A 13,743-nucleotide genomic window follows, 5' to 3' on the forward strand; every position below is an offset into this window, starting at 1 on the left:
GCATCTGCTTCCGTCCCTTTTTTCATCATGGCCAGTGGTTGGCCGGAGCATCGTGATCACGCATGCGCACGATGCAGAAACGATGACCGGTGGGCGCTTCCATCACCCACCAGCGTTTGACGAAACCGACCCGGCGGGCACCGAGTTTTTCCAGCCTTTCGGCTTCGGCATCGATGTCGTCGCTTTCGATATCCAGATGCACCCGCGACGGGTGATCGACCCGCTGCACCTCCACGTTCAATCCCGCCGGCGCGCCTGTCAGATCGGCATACTCTGCGTCGCCTTCAGCACGGGCGGGCTCGGCCTGCAGGCCCAGCGCTGCGGCCCAGAAGCGCGCGCTGTCTGCGGCGGGTGTGTCCTGGCAATCGATGATGAACCCGGCCAGTCGGCTGCGATGGGTCATGCGTTGTCTCCGCTCAACGAGGATGCTGGCAGGGTAGCGCGTGGGCTGCCGAGGGCGTTCTCGCCGCTGTGACGTTTCTGACTCTGCCCGAAGTGGCGCCCGCCGTGTAACTAGTGGGGAAAAGCACAGGAGGACAGGACATGAGCGAACAGAAGCCATCGGCGCAACGGACGCTGCTCGGTGATCCCGGCCTGCCGGGGGCCGGGCTGTCGGTCGGCGTGGTGGTGTTGCTGGTACTGGCCGCGATGGCCGCGGTGATCGGCTTCGTGCGCCTGCCCGATTCAATGCTGGGTGCTGGCCTTGTCGGCATTGCGGTGTTCCTTGCCGTAGGCGCACGCATCTGCCAGGCGCGCGACCAGCACCAGGCGCTGTACCGCCTGCTGGGCAAGCGACCGTCGCCGTAGCGAGGGTCGCCGCATTGCTCAGTGTTTCGGCCAGTCCAGCTCAACCACCAGCGGGAAGTGGTCGGAGGGCAGTACGCCGTCGATGCGGCGGTCATCGGTGAGGAAGCTGCGCGCGTGGAAGCCACGCACCAGCACCCAGTCCAGCTCGGCGGTCGCCGTTCCTGTGAAGTTGTGGAAGGTCAGGCGCGGACCCTGCGGCGACTTGACCTGGCGACGGGTGTCCTGAAGCACCCGGGTGAAGGCCTGATAGGTGCCGCCGCCGGGCTCGCTGTTGAAATCACCGGTCAGTACCACCGGCAGGTCGGAAGGCAGCGCGGCCACGCGTGTGGCAATCAGTTCGGCTCCCTTGATCCGGCGCGGCTCGTCCTCGTCGCGGTAGGGCAGGTGGGTGTTCATGAAGTAGAAGCGACGGCCATCATCCAAGCGGCGGAACACGGCCCAGGTGACCATGCGCGGGAACAGGTTGCCCCAGCTGATGCTGCCTGCAACCTCGGGCGTATCGGACAGCCAGAAGTTGCCTGATTCTTCCACCGCCAGCACCTTGCTGTCGTAGAACACGCCCATGTGTTCGTCGCCGCTGCCACCGCGGCGGCCTTCGCCGAACCAGCGATAGTCGGGCAGGTGCTCGGCCAGGTAATCGGCCTGCTCCTGCACCAGCTCCTGGGTGCCGATCACGGCTGGGTGTGCCTGCTGGATCACCTTGACCATGGCGTCGCGGCGGTCCTCCCAGCGCTTGCCGGGGTCGGTGTCGGCAGGGGTGCGTACGTTGAAGGACATCACCTTCAACGGCGCGGGCGATGCTGCCCAGGTGGCGGCGGGCAGTGCAAAAGCCAGGAGTGCGCAGAGCGCGGTCGTGCGGAAGCGAGACAACATCGTGGAATCCCTCCATTCCATGAAAGCGGTTTCATGGAGGATGCCATGGAAGGCAAGGGCAGCGGTATGCCGGGATGGGCGGTTGCAAGGGCCGGGCGGACGGCGTGCGACCGCCCGGCTGATACCACTGGTCGATCAGGGGTCGTACATCATCCCGTTCCCGTTCCCGTTCCCGTTCCCGTTGCGGTTGTAGTGGTCGCTGGCCACGCGGGTGCCATCGTCATGGACCACGTACAGCGTGCAACGCTGGTGGATGCCGAAGCCGGCCCGGAAGGGCACGCACGCTTCCTGCAGGCCGACCTCTTCGGCGGCATCTGCCGGTGCCGAAGGCGCCGCACCTGCGGCAGAACACAGGCGCGGTCCTGTGCAGCACGCAGCCTGCGCCGGTAGGAAGTGCCTGTCCTCTCAGCGACCGGCCAACGCATCCAGCAGGGTGCGCGCAGCCAGCTTGCCCAGCGCATTGCCCGCCAGCGGGCTGTCGCCGGTCAACAGCAGACGGTCCTGCATCACGCTGCCATCGATGCCCTCGTTGACGATCTGCACGCCCTGCTGGGCCAAGCGCTCACCGAAGAACCACGGCAGTTGACCAGGCATGTAGCCGATATCCGGGGTCTGCCGGTCCATCGCATCGGGGAAGGCGCAGATCCGATGACCGCGGAACAATGAACCGCCACCGGCTTCATCCACGCCGGCCGCCAGCAGCGCGGCAGGGCCGTGACAGAGGGTGATGATGTGACGTTGATTGTCCACCGCCCACTGCAGGGTGGCCTTCACCGCGCGGCTTTCCGGCAGGCCGATCAACGCACCGTGACCGCCGGGAATGAACACCGCGGCATAGTCCGAACCGGCATCGAGTGCCCCCGCCACGTCGTCCAGGTGCAGAGGCTGGCGGAAGCGGGGTTCGTAGTGTTCGTACAGGCGGCCGATCTCGCGGTCTTCGCGTGGGAACGCCCACCATTCAAACTTCACCGGGTTGCCCGACAGCGTCGCCACGTCGATGCCGAAACCGGCCTTGTGCAGGTGATACATCGGAAGCAGCGTCTCCACCGGATGGTTGCCGGTCGAGAACAGGTGGCCGTTGGCGGTCGGCAGATAGCGTTCGTCGGCGGCGATCATCAGCACTTTCCAGCGTCCGTCACGGCGGGCATCGGGATAGTCCGCGCCGGACAGATCGGTGGTTTCCGAAGTGAACTGGGACAGCGAGTACGGCGACGGGAAAAACGCATCCCGCTCGGCCGGATCGGGGCTGGGCTGACGGCTGGGTTCTGACGTATTCATGCGGACCTCCTGCGGAAGAGAGTGGTCACCTTAGCCAGAGCGATGCGTACGCACGATGAGGGATTTCCCCAATGCGATCAGGCAGGGTGCGCTTGCTGAACCCGCTGGTAGGCGTCGTCCAGCATTGCCAGGAAAGCCTGTCGCTGCGCGGCATCAAGCACCACCGCGCGTTCGAACGCATCCACGCTCGCACTCCAGTCGGCCAGTGTGTCGTCGTTGTAGAGGGCCTGATGCCGTTCCCATGCTCCGCCTGCCTTCAGGTACAGCCACTTGTCGAACAGGTGCAGCGGGCTGCCGTTGTCCAGTTGCAGGGGGCGGGTGGTCCTGGTGTGGGCCAGCACGCTGCGCAGCGCAGGTGAATCGTGAAGCTGGCCTGCCCAGACGTGGTCGCCAAGATGTTGCTCGGCAAAGTGCAGGATCGCTTGGTGATCATCCTCCAACCCGGCCTCGTAGAGTGCCCGCGGCACCCGCAGGTGCCGGCGATCGAACAGCCACTTCAGTACCAGGGTTGCCGCCTGCGGGGTGGTGTTGTGTTCATTGCCAGGATCGAAATCATGATGGCCGATGAACTCGCGGTCCTCATGCAGATTGAGCTGGATGGTGTCCACGCGCTGCCTGCGCTTGCAGAACCAGAGCTTGATGTCGACCTCCCCGGTAAGCGGCTTTTCAAAGTAGGCGGTGTCGCCGAATTCTCCCAACCGGCCGTTGAAGTACGCCAGGCAGTCCTGGAGTGTGGCTGATGGCTGCACGTATCCGTCCCAGAAGCCTTCGGGCTTTGGCGGATTGCCCTTGGGCCGGCGACTGAACAGGGTGGCGGACTTGAAGTGGCTCAGCAGGCTGCCACGCGCTCCGACGGTGGGCGGATAGAAGCGATCGTTGATGATGTCGAAGGCAAAGTAGAACTCCATGTCGTGGAGCTTGTCCTTGACCGACTTCTGCCCTTGGTTCGCGCTGATCGTGGTCGGGGGCTTGCCGATGCCGTGCTGCGCGAACCATGCCTGCAGATGAGCATCCGAGCCCTTGCTGCCGAGCAGCTCGACCAGTGTTGAGATATGCATTCCATTGCCTCGTTGTCGATGGCCCGGTCGGGAAAGCGCGGGCCATGGTTGCTGTAAGTCGTGCGCTACTTTGCCGGCAGAGGATGAGCCTCCATGTCCTCATGCAGGATGCGGCGAAGTTCAACGATGGCCGGGGTGGCCTCCTGCACGCTGTGACCGGACACGATCACCTTTTCTGAAACGGCTTTCGGCAGGTGCGAACTCCAGTAGGGGACCAGTCCGTCATCGGTCTTTTCCAGCGGACCCTCCGCCTTGGCCCGCGCGATGATCGAGTGGTAACGCACCTTCGGCGATATCGGCAGATCGGCCACGGCCTTGACGAAGGCGTCGTCCTTGTCCAGGTTCTGGATGCTGTTCATCTGGTAGCCGTGCTTGTCATCGTTGCGCTCGACCTTGCCGTCGTTTGCCAGCGTTGCAACGTCTTCCAGCACGGTCAGCGGCAGGCGCACGAAGCGGCCGAGCCAGCGCCCCAGGCGCGTGCCGGCAACATCGGTGCCGCGATGTGGGGTGGCGATGAACACCACCCGTGAGATTTCCGGTTCCGGCTGGAATGTCAGCACCGGCGCGCCCTTCGTACGCAGCAGTTCGCGCTGCGCCGGGGTCATCTGCGCAGTCGCCAGCAGGGTGTCGACCAGATGATCGCCGGAGGAGGACACCATCAGCCGCGAAATCACCCCGCCCATGCTGTGCGCGACCACCACCATGTCTCGCGATGCCAGCGCCTTGCCGGTTGGGTCGAAGTGCTGCAGTGCCTCATGCAGGATCCGCCGGATCTCATCGTGGCTGAGGGCGATCGGCATGTTGGTCGGGTAGTAGAACTGCCAGATCTGGAAGTCGCTGCGGATCTCATCGTCACGCATCAGCTCGTTGGCCACGTTGACCCACGCCTCCGGGCTGCTGGCCAGGCCATGGATCATCAGCAGCACACGGCGGTCCGGATCGTACGGCTGCATCATGAACAGATGCGGCTTGTCGATGCCGCCCTTGCCGCCGAACAGTGTACGCAGCGATTGCCGGCTGAAGTTGGAGCGGGCCAGCCACAGCGCGTAACCGGCGGTGAAGTTCGCCGCCAGTGGCACCTGCTCGCCGTGCAGTTCCACCACCGCCACCTGGTAGGGGTCGTGGATCTCCAGTTCCGGCTCGTCGTCGTGCAGAACTTCCCACAGGTTGTTGCCGGAAAAACGCAACAGCACGGTCATCGACGGCGACGGCATCTCGCTCCAGTCGCGCTCGGCCGTCGTTACGGTACCCGCGGCGGCGGCCGCCAGGCCGGTGCTGGCCGGGTCTGCCATCACCGCCACCAGTTCGGCGCCGAAGCCATCGCGGCGATGCACGCTGCGCAGGGTACCGGTGAAGGACAGCGATGCGGCCGGTACCAGTTCCAGCGGCTCGCGCGTGTCCGCTGCCGGGCCATCGTCGGCAGGCGCGAGTACGAAGGTCCAGCGTCCCAGCTGGAACCGGCCGTTGTCGTTGCGCACCTGCTTGCTCGAATAGGCTTCGAACAGCAGCACGGCTGATTCCTGCACGGCCAGGTTGTAGTAGTCGCGCACCTGGGTCTGGCGGTCTTCGAAGCCACGCTGGTTGGCGGTGCGTTCGGTGAAGAACAGATATGCGTAGGACTGCCGCGCGATCTGCATCCAAGCATCCAGGCGCGGCTGGAAGGTCGGGTCGGGCGGGGCGGTCGCGGCCTTGCTGCGGGCCACCGACGCCGACTCGCGCTTCGGCGCCGGCATCGCCATCGCATGCTGCACCCACAGTTCGGCCAGCGCCGAGCGCTTGTCTTCCTCGCGGACGACGATGCTGCCCTCCATCGCCTCGATGCAGGGCAGGCCGGGCTTGGCACAGGCGCCCTCGTCCAGGCCGGCCACGCGCAGGGTCTCCATGGTGGCCGAACTGAGCTTGCCGCTGGTGAGAATGTCACCGCGCTTGAGCGCGATGTACTGTCCTGGCGTGACCGTGCCCACCTGCACCGATGGGCCGAACTGGCGCAGTGTCGCGCAGCCGCTCAGGGCGAGCAGGGCAATGAGGACGAAGGTGGAGCGGATGACGCCGATGCCTGTTCTTTCCATGTCAACTCCCTGCGCTGGCGCCACTCTAGCGGCAGGCGTGTCAACGCGGAAGCAGGCCTGCGGTGGCTCCATGCCGGCCGATGTGGACCCGGCATCGGCATGTGACACTGGCTCGGAGATCCGATGCCGGGACGGCCGATGCGATTGCTGGAAACCCGTGTTCCCCCACCTCTTGTAATGCTGCTGTGCGGTCTGCTCGGTCTCGGCCTCAGCCGCTGGCTGCCCGCAGCGGAATTGCCCACGCCATGGTGGGCTGCGGTGGCGGTGATGGCCGCGGGGCTGATAATGAACCTATTGCCCAAGTTGGCATTCCAGCGTGCGGGTACCACGGTCAATCCGATGCGGCCGGCATCATCCACGGCGCTGATCACCAGAGGGGTCTACCGCTATACGCGAAACCCCATGTATCTGGGGCAAGCGGCGTTCCTGCTGGGAGGCATGCTGTATCTGCAGAACCTCCTGGCACTCGCAGTGGTGCCGATGTTTGTCCTGTACATCACGCGCTTTCAGATCCATCCGGAAGAGCGCGTTCTTGGCGAGCGTTTCGGCGCCCAGTACAAAGCGTTCCGGCAGCAGGTCCGGCGCTGGCTGTAGTGCCTGCGCCGGCTCTTCCGTCGATCATTGGCCCGGTCACGGATGGACCTGGCCAATAGCCTGATGTAGACCAGTCCCGGCCGTTGTGCGCAAAAACGGCCAACAAAAAAGCCAGACCCCAATCGACGGGAGATCTGGCTTTTCGTGCCCCGAAGGGCGGTACAAATGGTGGAGGTGGGCGGAATTGAACCGCCGTCCGAAGGCACTCCATCCCCAGCACTACATGCTTAGCTCACCGTTGAATCTCATCCCCGAGCAGCACGGTGTGCAAAGCGCACCCGGGAACCAGCCTGTTGTGTTCTAGTGCCGGACTGACAGGCAGCCGCCCAGCGCGATTCCATGATAATGACTCTACGCTGCGAGCATGGACACAAGCAGTTTCGAGGCTCCGCCTAAGTCGGCAGAAGGTCACGCACCGCAGTTTTTAGGCTGCGAGAGCGACCGGAGCGTAGTTGTCGTCGTTGGCAACTAGAGTTTTGCAGCTGGATTTACGAGGAAAGCTACCCCCTCGGCATGCGCCAGGCGACTTCACAACCCCCGTCGAAACCAATGCACCCCCGGTTTCTTCAAGTTCTGCAAGGTACAAGGCCTGTTCCGTGTCGCCACGGTCAGTACCTGCCCAACGCTGGGCATGCTACGCCAAAAAACCTGAACAGTCACCCGCTTCCGCAGGTCGCCTGCTAGCATCGGCGGTTCCGATAGTCGCCCAGGGAATGGACCGCATGCAGCTCGAAATCGCCGTGACCGACGCCCCCAGCCCGCAAGCACTGGAGCTGATTGCCGATGGCCTGGATCAGTTCAATCTGCAGGCGGCCGGCCATGCCGATCGACGCACCCTAGCGGTGCTGGTCACCGATCCGGCCAGCGGCGAAGTGGTGGGTGGCCTGAGCGGGCGCACCTCGCTGGGCCTGTTGTTCATCGACCTGTTCTACCTGCCGCCCGCACAGCGCGGCAATGGCCTGGGGTCGCAGATGCTTGCCGCTGCCGAAGAGGAAGCGCGCCGGCGCGGCTGCCGTTCCGCCGTGCTCTACACCATCAGCTTCCAGGCGCCGGACTTCTATGTGAAGCATGGCTGGACTGTATTCGGCCAGGTCCCCTGCGATCCGCCGGGGACCAGCCGAGTGTTCCTCAGCAAGGATCTCGGCGCGGCGTGAATGGCAGGCGTCGGCCGGTCGCCACGTCAATCCGCAACATGTTGTAGAGCTTCCGTCATAGCGGATTGCTAACGTCGTGGGCACGAATTTGCGACACACTGGCTACGACCATTCCAGCCAGCATAGATACGGAGACGGCCGGTGACCGAAGCAATGCAACAACGCAGCCTGCGTCAGCTGGTTGGCCCGGTAGGGGCCGATTACCAGCGGCGGGCACTGCCGCCCGGCTGGGTCTGGGCGGTGCTGGCGGTGTTGTTGGCTGCAACCTGGGCAACCGAGTTGCCGGCCACGGCTGCAGCCGCGCTGATCGCCAGTGCGGTGGTGGTGCATTGGCCTCGGCGTGGCCGCTTCCATTGGCTGGGATGGCGGCTGCCGGCCCTGGCGGTACTGGCCGCACTCCTGTGGGGCCCGGATGTGCTGTCACAGTGGTTCGAACATGGCCTGGCCCTGACCCTGATGTCGCTGGCCAGCCTCAGCATTGGCGTGCACGTATGGCAGTCGCGGCAACTGGCGCGGCAGCTGCAGGCCTCCGCCGACGCGCTGGACGACGCCCAGTTGCTGGCCCTGCTGCCCGTTGACGCAGCGAGGCTGGCGCAGCAGTGGCGTGCCGGTGATGATCGCCATGCCCCGGAGCTGTCGGTGGTGATGCACCTGGCGGTGATGCACGCGGCGCTGTCACCGCGTCTGCGCGGGCAGGGCCTGCTGGCGGGTTGAGTCGTTGCCCGTAACGGTGGGCGATGCCCCGTGCTGGGGCAGACTGGCGCAGTCCTTCGAAAGCCGACGGAAGTGCCGTGGGCTAAAGGCCTGGCAGCAGCTTGCGCAGATAGATCCGCTCGTGGCCCGGCGGGCAGTCGGGGAGCCGCCCGAACACTTCGTAGCCCTGTCGCAGGTAGAAGTGTTCGGCCTGCCAGTCGAAGGTGTCGAGCATCACTCCGCACGCACCAGCGTCACGGGCCCGGGTCTCGGCGTCCGCCAACAGGCGCTGGCCGATGCCACGCCCGCGAAGTTCCGGGTCGACCCACAGGACATGCACCTGCAGCCAACCTGCGCAGACATCGGCAAGCAGTCCGCCGCGCAGTTCACCTTGTTCATCGCGCCAGGCCAGCCGGACCGGTACGTCTTCGAAGTTGAAACCGCTGCTGGCGCGGTTGAACGCAGACAACCGCGCGCACAGCTCGCGCGCGTCTTCAGCATTGGCCGCCGCAGGAGCGTCGGCGCGCTCCATCAGGCGTCGCGGTTGCCGCGACGCATCACCCGCTGCTTCTCGATCGCCCAGTCACGATCCTTGGCGGCATCGCGCTTGTCGTGGGTCTGCTTGCCCTTGGCCAGCGCCACTTCCAGCTTGATCTTGTTCTTGCTCCAGTACATGGCGGTGGGCACGATCGTGTAGCCATCACGCTCGACCTTGCCAACCAGCTTGTCGATCTCGCTCCGGTGCAGCAGCAGCTTGCGCTCGCGCCGGTCGTTGGCCACCACGTGGGTGGAGGCCTGGATCAGCGGGGTGATCTGCGCGCCGATCAGGAAGATCTCGCCGTCCTTCACATAGGCGTAGGCGTCGACGATGTTGCCGCGGCCAGCGCGGATCGACTTCACTTCCCAGCCCTGCAGGGCCAAGCCGGCTTCGAAGCGGTCTTCGATGTGGTACTCGTGACGGGCACGCTTGTTCAACGCGATGGTCTTGTTGGCCGTCGCGCTCTTTGCTTTATCCTTGCCGGTGTTCTTGCTCATTTCCGTATTGTCTCCGATTCGGGCCCGCCCGGTCGATTGCCGAAGCGTCCTGTATTCATGCCTACTATCCGCCGCAGTGCCCTGGTCGAACATTCGGCCGCGCGCATGTTCGATCTGGTCAACGATGTCCAGGCCTATCCGCGCCGCTTCCGCTGGTGCTCCGATGCCCGCATCGTCGAGCAGGGCGAAGACCGGCTGGTCGCTCGCCTGGACCTGGGCCTGGGTTCGTTCAGCACCTGGTTCCAGACCGAAAACACCCTGCACCGCCCGCACAGCATCGACATGCAGCTGCGCGAGGGGCCGTTCAAGCAACTGCATGGCCGCTGGGAATTCCATGCCCTGGCCGAAGATGCCTGCAAGGTCACCCTCACCTTGGACTTCGAGCCGAGTTCACGCCTGCTGGGTCCGGCGCTGGCCATCGGCTTCCAGGGATTGGCCGATCGCATGGTCAACGATTTCGTCCGCGTTGCCGACGAGGACTGAACGATGATCGAGGTCGAGGTCGTGCTGGCTTGGCCACAGCGGGTGCTGTCGCGCCGGTTGCAGCTGGACGAAGGGACGACCGTGGCTGATGCGATAGCAACGGCCGGGCTAGAAGGCAGTGCCGACTGTCCGGCCGCCGCCGTGCATGGCGTACTGGCGCGACCGCAGCAGGTGCTGCTGGATGGCGATCGTGTCGAGCTGCTGCGCGTGCTGCAGGCCGACCCCAAGGACAACCGCCGGCGTCGCGCGCGCGGCGGATGATCCCCAGGCCCGTCCCGGAGGACGGGCAGGGTGGCTCAGCGGCCGCCCTTCTTCTTCTTGTCCTTCGGCAGATTGCGGCCGAACTGGCGCACGGTCTGCTGGGCAAGGGCCTTGTCGTTGGCCGGGAAGTAATCGCCTTCCCAACGGGTGACCACATCATTTTCGAAGTGCACGACAAAATTCTTCACGTCGGTACGGCCCAGGCGGTTCACGCGCTCGGTCGAGGTGTAGTCCCAGCGCTGGGCGTGGAACGGGTCCGGCACCGATGGGGTGCCCAGCAGGGCGTTGACCTGCTGCTTGCTCTGCCCGACCTGCAGCTTGGCCACGGCATCTTCCCGGATCAGGTTGCCCTGGTAGATGGGTTGCTTGTAGATGATGCCGCACCCGGTGGTGGACAAGGCGACGGCGGCGACCAACAGGAGATTGCGCATCGGGACTGGCGGTTGGGGAAATCAATCCGATGATACACTCCCGGCGTGCCACCGCGACCCAATCCGAGGCAGCTGGCGCTAAATCGCCAATGAACGGAGACCTATGGAAACCCACGACCTGCGTAAAGTCGGCCTGAAGGTGACCCATCCGCGGATGCGGATCCTGGCGCTGCTCGAGCAGCGCAGTGCCCAGCACCACATGACCGCCGAAGACATCTACCGCCAGCTGCTGGAGCATGGCGACGAGATCGGCCTGGCCACGGTGTACCGGGTGCTGACCCAGTTCGAGGCCGCCGGCCTCGTGCTCAAGCACAATTTCGAAGGCGGCCAGGCCGTCTACGAACTCGACCGCGGCGGCCACCATGACCACATGGTCGATGTGGACAGCGGCAAGATCATCGAGTTCGAAAGCACTGAGATCGAAGACCTGCAGCGCAAGATCGCTGCCGATCACGGCTACGAGCTGGAAGAACACTCGCTGGTGCTGTACGTGCGCAAGAAGCGCAAGTAAGCCCCGCAGCCAGCTGATTGCGACGAAACCCCGGGCATGCCCGGGGTTTTTGTTTGTCTGGCCTCAGCGTCGCGGTAGATCCACGCGATGCGTGGATGGCCCCATCAGGACGTCCAGATCCACCGCCTCGGCCATCGCCCGGTTCCCCGCATCGCCCGGGTGCAGGTGGTCGCCTGAGTCGTAGGCAGCCGCCATCCGTGAGGGATCGGCCGGATCGCGCAGGGCCGCGTCGAGGTCGATCACCGCGTCGAACGGGCTGTCCGTGCGCAGCCAGGCGTTGAGCTGCTGGCGCAGGGTGTCCTTGTCCGCGGCGTAGTAGTCGTCCAGCGGGGTGCCGGGCAGGGCGCCGGCAAACGGCGTCAGGGTCGCGCCGAGGATGCGCAGGCCGCGCGCATGGGCGCGCTGGGCCAGATCGCGGTAGCCGGCCTGCAGTTCGGCCAGGCTGGGCCTGGCTTGCGTGCGGGCAAAGGCCGTGCCCGGCCAGCTGATGTCGTTGATGCCGATCAGCACGATCACACTGGCGACGCCTGGCTGGTCGAGCACGTCACGCTGGAAACGCCTGCGGGCCGATTCGCCCATGCCATCGCGCAGCAGGCGACCGCCGGATATGCCGGCATTGACCACCGCTACACCTTCAGGTGCCAGCCGCGCGGCGAGGTGATCGGTCCAGCGCTGGTCCTGGTCGAGGCTGGCGGTGGCGCCATCGGTGATTGAATCGCCGATCACCACCACGCTGCGCGCGATGGCCGGGACCTCGACGTCGATAGCCGACAGGAGCAGGCGGGCCGTGGTGCTGCTGGCGTCGTGCAGCGCCGGCCGTTGATGCTGGTCGCCTCGCGCAATCCAACTGGTCTGCCGCCCTTCCCAATGGAAGGTCTGCAGCGGCGTGCGGTCGGGCAGGTAAACGCTGACCTGCACCGCCTGCCGATCAGCGGTGGGAAGGGGGAGCGGATCGCTCAGGCGGTCCTGCCCGGGCGCAATCACGACTCCGGGCTGGCCGTCGAAGCGCAGCGGTTGCGGCGTGCCGCCCGCATGCGCGGCCACGCTGGCAGCGCCGATGCGCAACGGCTGGGTACCATAGGCATTGCTCAACCGGACCCGCAGGCGCGACCCGCCCAGGCTGATGCGAGCGCTCTGGCGGAAGGTCTGGTCCTGCAGTTGGCCGGGAATGAGGGTAGGAAACAGGAAATCGCTGCCCCACACCGGCTGCGGGCTGGCCTGCCAGCTGGCGACCCAGTGCGGGGCGGGTGACGCAGTGGCGGCGCCGGACAGGGCAAGCAGGGCGGTGGCGGTCAGTTGGCTCAGGCGATTCATCGAAATGACCCGGTGGCAGGGACGGCCATGGTGCGTCCGGGGTCATCTGTGAACTAGACTGCGCACGGATAATCATCTGTGAATCGAATTCATTGGTATGGCACGCACCGACATCAACCGATCCGGCGAACTGGAAGTGTTCGTACGGGTGATCGAAACCGGCGGCTTTTCCGCCGCCGCCCGCAGCCTGGAGATGACACCGTCGGCGGTCAGCAAGCTGGTTGCGCGGCTGGAGCAACGGCTGGGCACGCGTCTGCTGCAGCGCTCCACCCGCCAGTTGCAGCTGACCCCGGAGGGCTGCGCGTTCTATGAGCGCGGCCTGCGGGTGCTGGCCGATCTGGAAGAGGCCGAACGCTGTGCCAGCGCCCACGCCGAGCCGCGCGGGCGGCTGCGGGTCAATGCCAACGTGCCGTTCGGCCAGCACTTCCTGCTGCCACTGCTGCCAGACTTCCTGCAGCGTCACCCGCAGGTCGGTGTGGACCTGACGCTGACCGACGAGGTGATCGATCTGCTGGAGCAGCGCACGGACGTGGCGGTGCGGGCCGGTCCGTTGAAGAGTTCCAGCCTGGTCGCGCGCCGGCTGGGTGCAACGCGGATGATGATCGTGGCGGCACCGGCCTATGCGGCACGACACGGACTGCCGGCCAATGCCGATGCGCTGCTGGCGCACAACCGGTTGGATATCGGCCATGCACGGTCGGTGCAGGGCTGGCCGCTGCTGCAGGATGGCCAGCAGCAGCGGGTACTGCCGAGCGGGAATGCGCGCGCCAGCAATGGCGACGCGCTGCGTCAGCTGGTGCTGGGTGGGCTGGGCCTGGCCCGGCTGGCGGCGTTCCAGGTGCAGGCCGACATCGCGGCAGGCCGGTTGCTGCCGGTGCTGGAGGACGCCAACCCGGGCGACCTGGAAGAGGTGCACGCGGTGTTCCTGGGGCAGGGGGGCTACCTGCCGCTGCGGGTGCGCGCGTTCCTTGATTTCCTGGTGGAGAACGTCGACCTGACGCAGCCGCGGGGGTAGTGCCGGCCGCTGGCCGGCAGCGTCATGATCTTCGTCCACGTGCGTCGGGTTGCCGGCCAGCGGCCGGCACTACCAGGTCTTCGTCCGCGTGCGTCGTGTTGCCGGCCAGCGGCCGGCACTACCAGGTCCTCGTCCACGTGCGTTGGGTTGCCGGCCAGCGGCCGGCA

General features: G+C 65.6%; 17 protein-coding genes and 1 other RNA gene. 8 read left to right on the forward strand and 10 right to left on the reverse strand.

Annotation, left to right across the window (positions count from 1 at the left end; translation table 11 throughout):
• Positions 1 to 25 precede the first annotated feature (25 nt).
• The gene (locus tag LMF57_RS08010) at positions 26 to 403 is read right to left on the reverse strand and encodes a VOC family protein (protein WP_033830848.1); all 378 of its coding nucleotides are present in this window, start codon (positions 401 to 403) and stop codon (positions 26 to 28) included.
• 140 nt (positions 404 to 543) lie between these two features.
• Here LMF57_RS08010 and LMF57_RS08015 point away from each other — a divergent pair, with 140 nt between their 5' ends.
• The gene (locus LMF57_RS08015) at positions 544 to 807 is read left to right on the forward strand and encodes a hypothetical protein (protein WP_229291175.1); all 264 of its coding nucleotides are present in this window, start codon (positions 544 to 546) and stop codon (positions 805 to 807) included.
• 18 nt (positions 808 to 825) lie between these two features.
• On the opposite strand, the gene LMF57_RS08020 is transcribed toward LMF57_RS08015, so the two are convergent.
• The 4 genes from LMF57_RS08020 to LMF57_RS08035 form a co-directional block, all read right to left on the reverse strand.
• Positions 826 to 1,680 carry an endonuclease/exonuclease/phosphatase family protein gene (locus LMF57_RS08020; RefSeq protein ID WP_229291176.1) on the reverse strand — a complete coding sequence of 285 codons (855 nt, stop codon included), beginning with the start codon at positions 1,678 to 1,680 and terminating at the stop codon, positions 826 to 828.
• Between the two features lie 405 nt (positions 1,681 to 2,085).
• Positions 2,086 to 2,958: a glyoxalase III HchA gene (gene hchA, locus LMF57_RS08025; RefSeq protein WP_208082420.1), complete on the reverse strand. Its 873-nt coding sequence runs from the start codon at positions 2,956 to 2,958 to the stop codon at positions 2,086 to 2,088.
• A gap of 77 nt (positions 2,959 to 3,035) precedes the next feature.
• Complete coding sequence (locus tag LMF57_RS08030) at positions 3,036 to 4,016, reverse strand: hypothetical protein (RefSeq protein WP_229291177.1); 981 nt, start codon at positions 4,014 to 4,016, stop codon at positions 3,036 to 3,038.
• A 65-nt stretch (positions 4,017 to 4,081) separates the two neighbouring features.
• A complete protein-coding gene (locus LMF57_RS08035; protein WP_229291178.1) occupies positions 4,082 to 6,085 on the reverse strand; it encodes an alpha/beta hydrolase in 2,004 nt (667 codons plus the stop codon).
• 138 nt (positions 6,086 to 6,223) lie between these two features.
• Here LMF57_RS08035 and LMF57_RS08040 point away from each other — a divergent pair, with 138 nt between their 5' ends.
• Complete coding sequence (locus tag LMF57_RS08040) at positions 6,224 to 6,679, forward strand: isoprenylcysteine carboxylmethyltransferase family protein (RefSeq protein ID WP_117310134.1); 456 nt, start codon at positions 6,224 to 6,226, stop codon at positions 6,677 to 6,679.
• A gap of 166 nt (positions 6,680 to 6,845) precedes the next feature.
• Here the strand turns inward: LMF57_RS08040 and ssrA are convergent.
• Positions 6,846 to 7,238: a transfer-messenger RNA gene (gene ssrA, locus LMF57_RS08045) on the reverse strand.
• 163 nt (positions 7,239 to 7,401) lie between these two features.
• Between ssrA and LMF57_RS08050 the strand changes: the two genes are divergently transcribed.
• Both LMF57_RS08050 and LMF57_RS08055 read left to right on the forward strand, forming a co-directional pair.
• Positions 7,402 to 7,833, forward strand: a complete 432-nt coding sequence (locus LMF57_RS08050) for a GNAT family N-acetyltransferase (RefSeq protein WP_229291179.1) — start codon at positions 7,402 to 7,404, stop codon at positions 7,831 to 7,833.
• 141 nt (positions 7,834 to 7,974) lie between these two features.
• Positions 7,975 to 8,547, forward strand: coding sequence for a hypothetical protein (locus LMF57_RS08055; RefSeq protein ID WP_117310136.1), 573 nt, complete (start codon positions 7,975 to 7,977; stop codon positions 8,545 to 8,547).
• 82 nt (positions 8,548 to 8,629) lie between these two features.
• Here LMF57_RS08055 and LMF57_RS08060 read toward each other — a convergent pair whose 3' ends face one another.
• Both LMF57_RS08060 and smpB read right to left on the reverse strand, forming a co-directional pair.
• Positions 8,630 to 9,058 carry a GNAT family N-acetyltransferase gene (locus tag LMF57_RS08060; protein WP_229291180.1) on the reverse strand — a complete coding sequence of 143 codons (429 nt, stop codon included), beginning with the start codon at positions 9,056 to 9,058 and terminating at the stop codon, positions 8,630 to 8,632.
• Complete coding sequence (gene smpB, locus LMF57_RS08065; RefSeq protein ID WP_025878861.1) at positions 9,058 to 9,561, reverse strand: SsrA-binding protein SmpB; 504 nt, start codon at positions 9,559 to 9,561, stop codon at positions 9,058 to 9,060. Before smpB ends, LMF57_RS08060 begins: the two co-directional genes overlap by 1 nt.
• Before the next feature lie 57 nt (positions 9,562 to 9,618).
• Here smpB and LMF57_RS08070 point away from each other — a divergent pair, with 57 nt between their 5' ends.
• Positions 9,619 to 10,044, forward strand: a complete 426-nt coding sequence (locus LMF57_RS08070) for a type II toxin-antitoxin system RatA family toxin (protein ID WP_049468448.1) — start codon at positions 9,619 to 9,621, stop codon at positions 10,042 to 10,044.
• Positions 10,045 to 10,047: 3 nt separating this feature from the next.
• Positions 10,048 to 10,305: an RnfH family protein gene (locus LMF57_RS08075; RefSeq protein ID WP_080149114.1), complete on the forward strand. Its 258-nt coding sequence runs from the start codon at positions 10,048 to 10,050 to the stop codon at positions 10,303 to 10,305.
• Positions 10,306 to 10,340: 35 nt separating this feature from the next.
• Here LMF57_RS08075 and bamE read toward each other — a convergent pair whose 3' ends face one another.
• Positions 10,341 to 10,736: an outer membrane protein assembly factor BamE gene (bamE, locus tag LMF57_RS08080; RefSeq protein WP_208082424.1), complete on the reverse strand. Its 396-nt coding sequence runs from the start codon at positions 10,734 to 10,736 to the stop codon at positions 10,341 to 10,343.
• A gap of 103 nt (positions 10,737 to 10,839) precedes the next feature.
• On the opposite strand from bamE, the gene fur reads away from it, so the two are divergent.
• Positions 10,840 to 11,247 (forward strand): ferric iron uptake transcriptional regulator, encoded by a 408-nt coding sequence (gene fur, locus LMF57_RS08085; protein WP_117310139.1) that lies wholly within the window; start codon positions 10,840 to 10,842, stop codon positions 11,245 to 11,247.
• A gap of 63 nt (positions 11,248 to 11,310) precedes the next feature.
• Here the strand turns inward: fur and LMF57_RS08090 are convergent, their stop codons facing one another.
• Positions 11,311 to 12,561 (reverse strand): SGNH/GDSL hydrolase family protein, encoded by a 1,251-nt coding sequence (locus LMF57_RS08090; RefSeq protein ID WP_229291181.1) that lies wholly within the window; start codon positions 12,559 to 12,561, stop codon positions 11,311 to 11,313.
• Positions 12,562 to 12,658: 97 nt separating this feature from the next.
• Between LMF57_RS08090 and LMF57_RS08095 the strand changes: the two genes are divergently transcribed.
• Positions 12,659 to 13,576: a LysR family transcriptional regulator gene (locus LMF57_RS08095; protein WP_208082426.1), complete on the forward strand. Its 918-nt coding sequence runs from the start codon at positions 12,659 to 12,661 to the stop codon at positions 13,574 to 13,576.
• Positions 13,577 to 13,743: the final 167 nt, after the last annotated feature.

Origin of the sequence: Stenotrophomonas sp. SI-NJAU-1 (assembly GCF_020883215.1) — a bacterium.
In the GTDB taxonomy this organism is placed as follows: Bacteria; Pseudomonadota; Gammaproteobacteria; order Xanthomonadales; family Xanthomonadaceae; genus Stenotrophomonas; species Stenotrophomonas indicatrix.

What these genes read in the sequence shown, in the direction of transcription:
- LMF57_RS08090 (WP_229291181.1), bottom strand. Translation starts at nt 12,561, where the DNA reads ATGAATCGCCTGAGCCAACTGACCGCCACCGCCCTGCTTGCCCTGTCC.
- LMF57_RS08030 (WP_229291177.1), bottom strand. Translation starts at nt 4,016, where the DNA reads ATGCATATCTCAACACTGGTCGAGCTGCTCGGCAGCAAGGGCTCGGAT.
- bamE (WP_208082424.1), bottom strand. Translation starts at nt 10,736, where the DNA reads ATGCGCAATCTCCTGTTGGTCGCCGCCGTCGCCTTGTCCACCACCGGG.
- hchA (WP_208082420.1), bottom strand. Translation starts at nt 2,958, where the DNA reads ATGAATACGTCAGAACCCAGCCGTCAGCCCAGCCCCGATCCGGCCGAG.
- LMF57_RS08095 (WP_208082426.1), top strand. Translation starts at nt 12,659, where the DNA reads ATGGCACGCACCGACATCAACCGATCCGGCGAACTGGAAGTGTTCGTA.
- LMF57_RS08020 (WP_229291176.1), bottom strand. Translation starts at nt 1,680, where the DNA reads ATGTTGTCTCGCTTCCGCACGACCGCGCTCTGCGCACTCCTGGCTTTT.
- LMF57_RS08070 (WP_049468448.1), top strand. Translation starts at nt 9,619, where the DNA reads ATGCCTACTATCCGCCGCAGTGCCCTGGTCGAACATTCGGCCGCGCGC.
- LMF57_RS08015 (WP_229291175.1), top strand. Translation starts at nt 544, where the DNA reads ATGAGCGAACAGAAGCCATCGGCGCAACGGACGCTGCTCGGTGATCCC.
- LMF57_RS08050 (WP_229291179.1), top strand. Translation starts at nt 7,402, where the DNA reads ATGCAGCTCGAAATCGCCGTGACCGACGCCCCCAGCCCGCAAGCACTG.
- smpB (WP_025878861.1), bottom strand. Translation starts at nt 9,561, where the DNA reads ATGAGCAAGAACACCGGCAAGGATAAAGCAAAGAGCGCGACGGCCAAC.
- LMF57_RS08040 (WP_117310134.1), top strand. Translation starts at nt 6,224, where the DNA reads ATGCGATTGCTGGAAACCCGTGTTCCCCCACCTCTTGTAATGCTGCTG.
- fur (WP_117310139.1), top strand. Translation starts at nt 10,840, where the DNA reads ATGGAAACCCACGACCTGCGTAAAGTCGGCCTGAAGGTGACCCATCCG.
- LMF57_RS08035 (WP_229291178.1), bottom strand. Translation starts at nt 6,085, where the DNA reads ATGGAAAGAACAGGCATCGGCGTCATCCGCTCCACCTTCGTCCTCATT.
- LMF57_RS08010 (WP_033830848.1), bottom strand. Translation starts at nt 403, where the DNA reads ATGACCCATCGCAGCCGACTGGCCGGGTTCATCATCGATTGCCAGGAC.
- LMF57_RS08060 (WP_229291180.1), bottom strand. Translation starts at nt 9,058, where the DNA reads ATGGAGCGCGCCGACGCTCCTGCGGCGGCCAATGCTGAAGACGCGCGC.
- LMF57_RS08075 (WP_080149114.1), top strand. Translation starts at nt 10,048, where the DNA reads ATGATCGAGGTCGAGGTCGTGCTGGCTTGGCCACAGCGGGTGCTGTCG.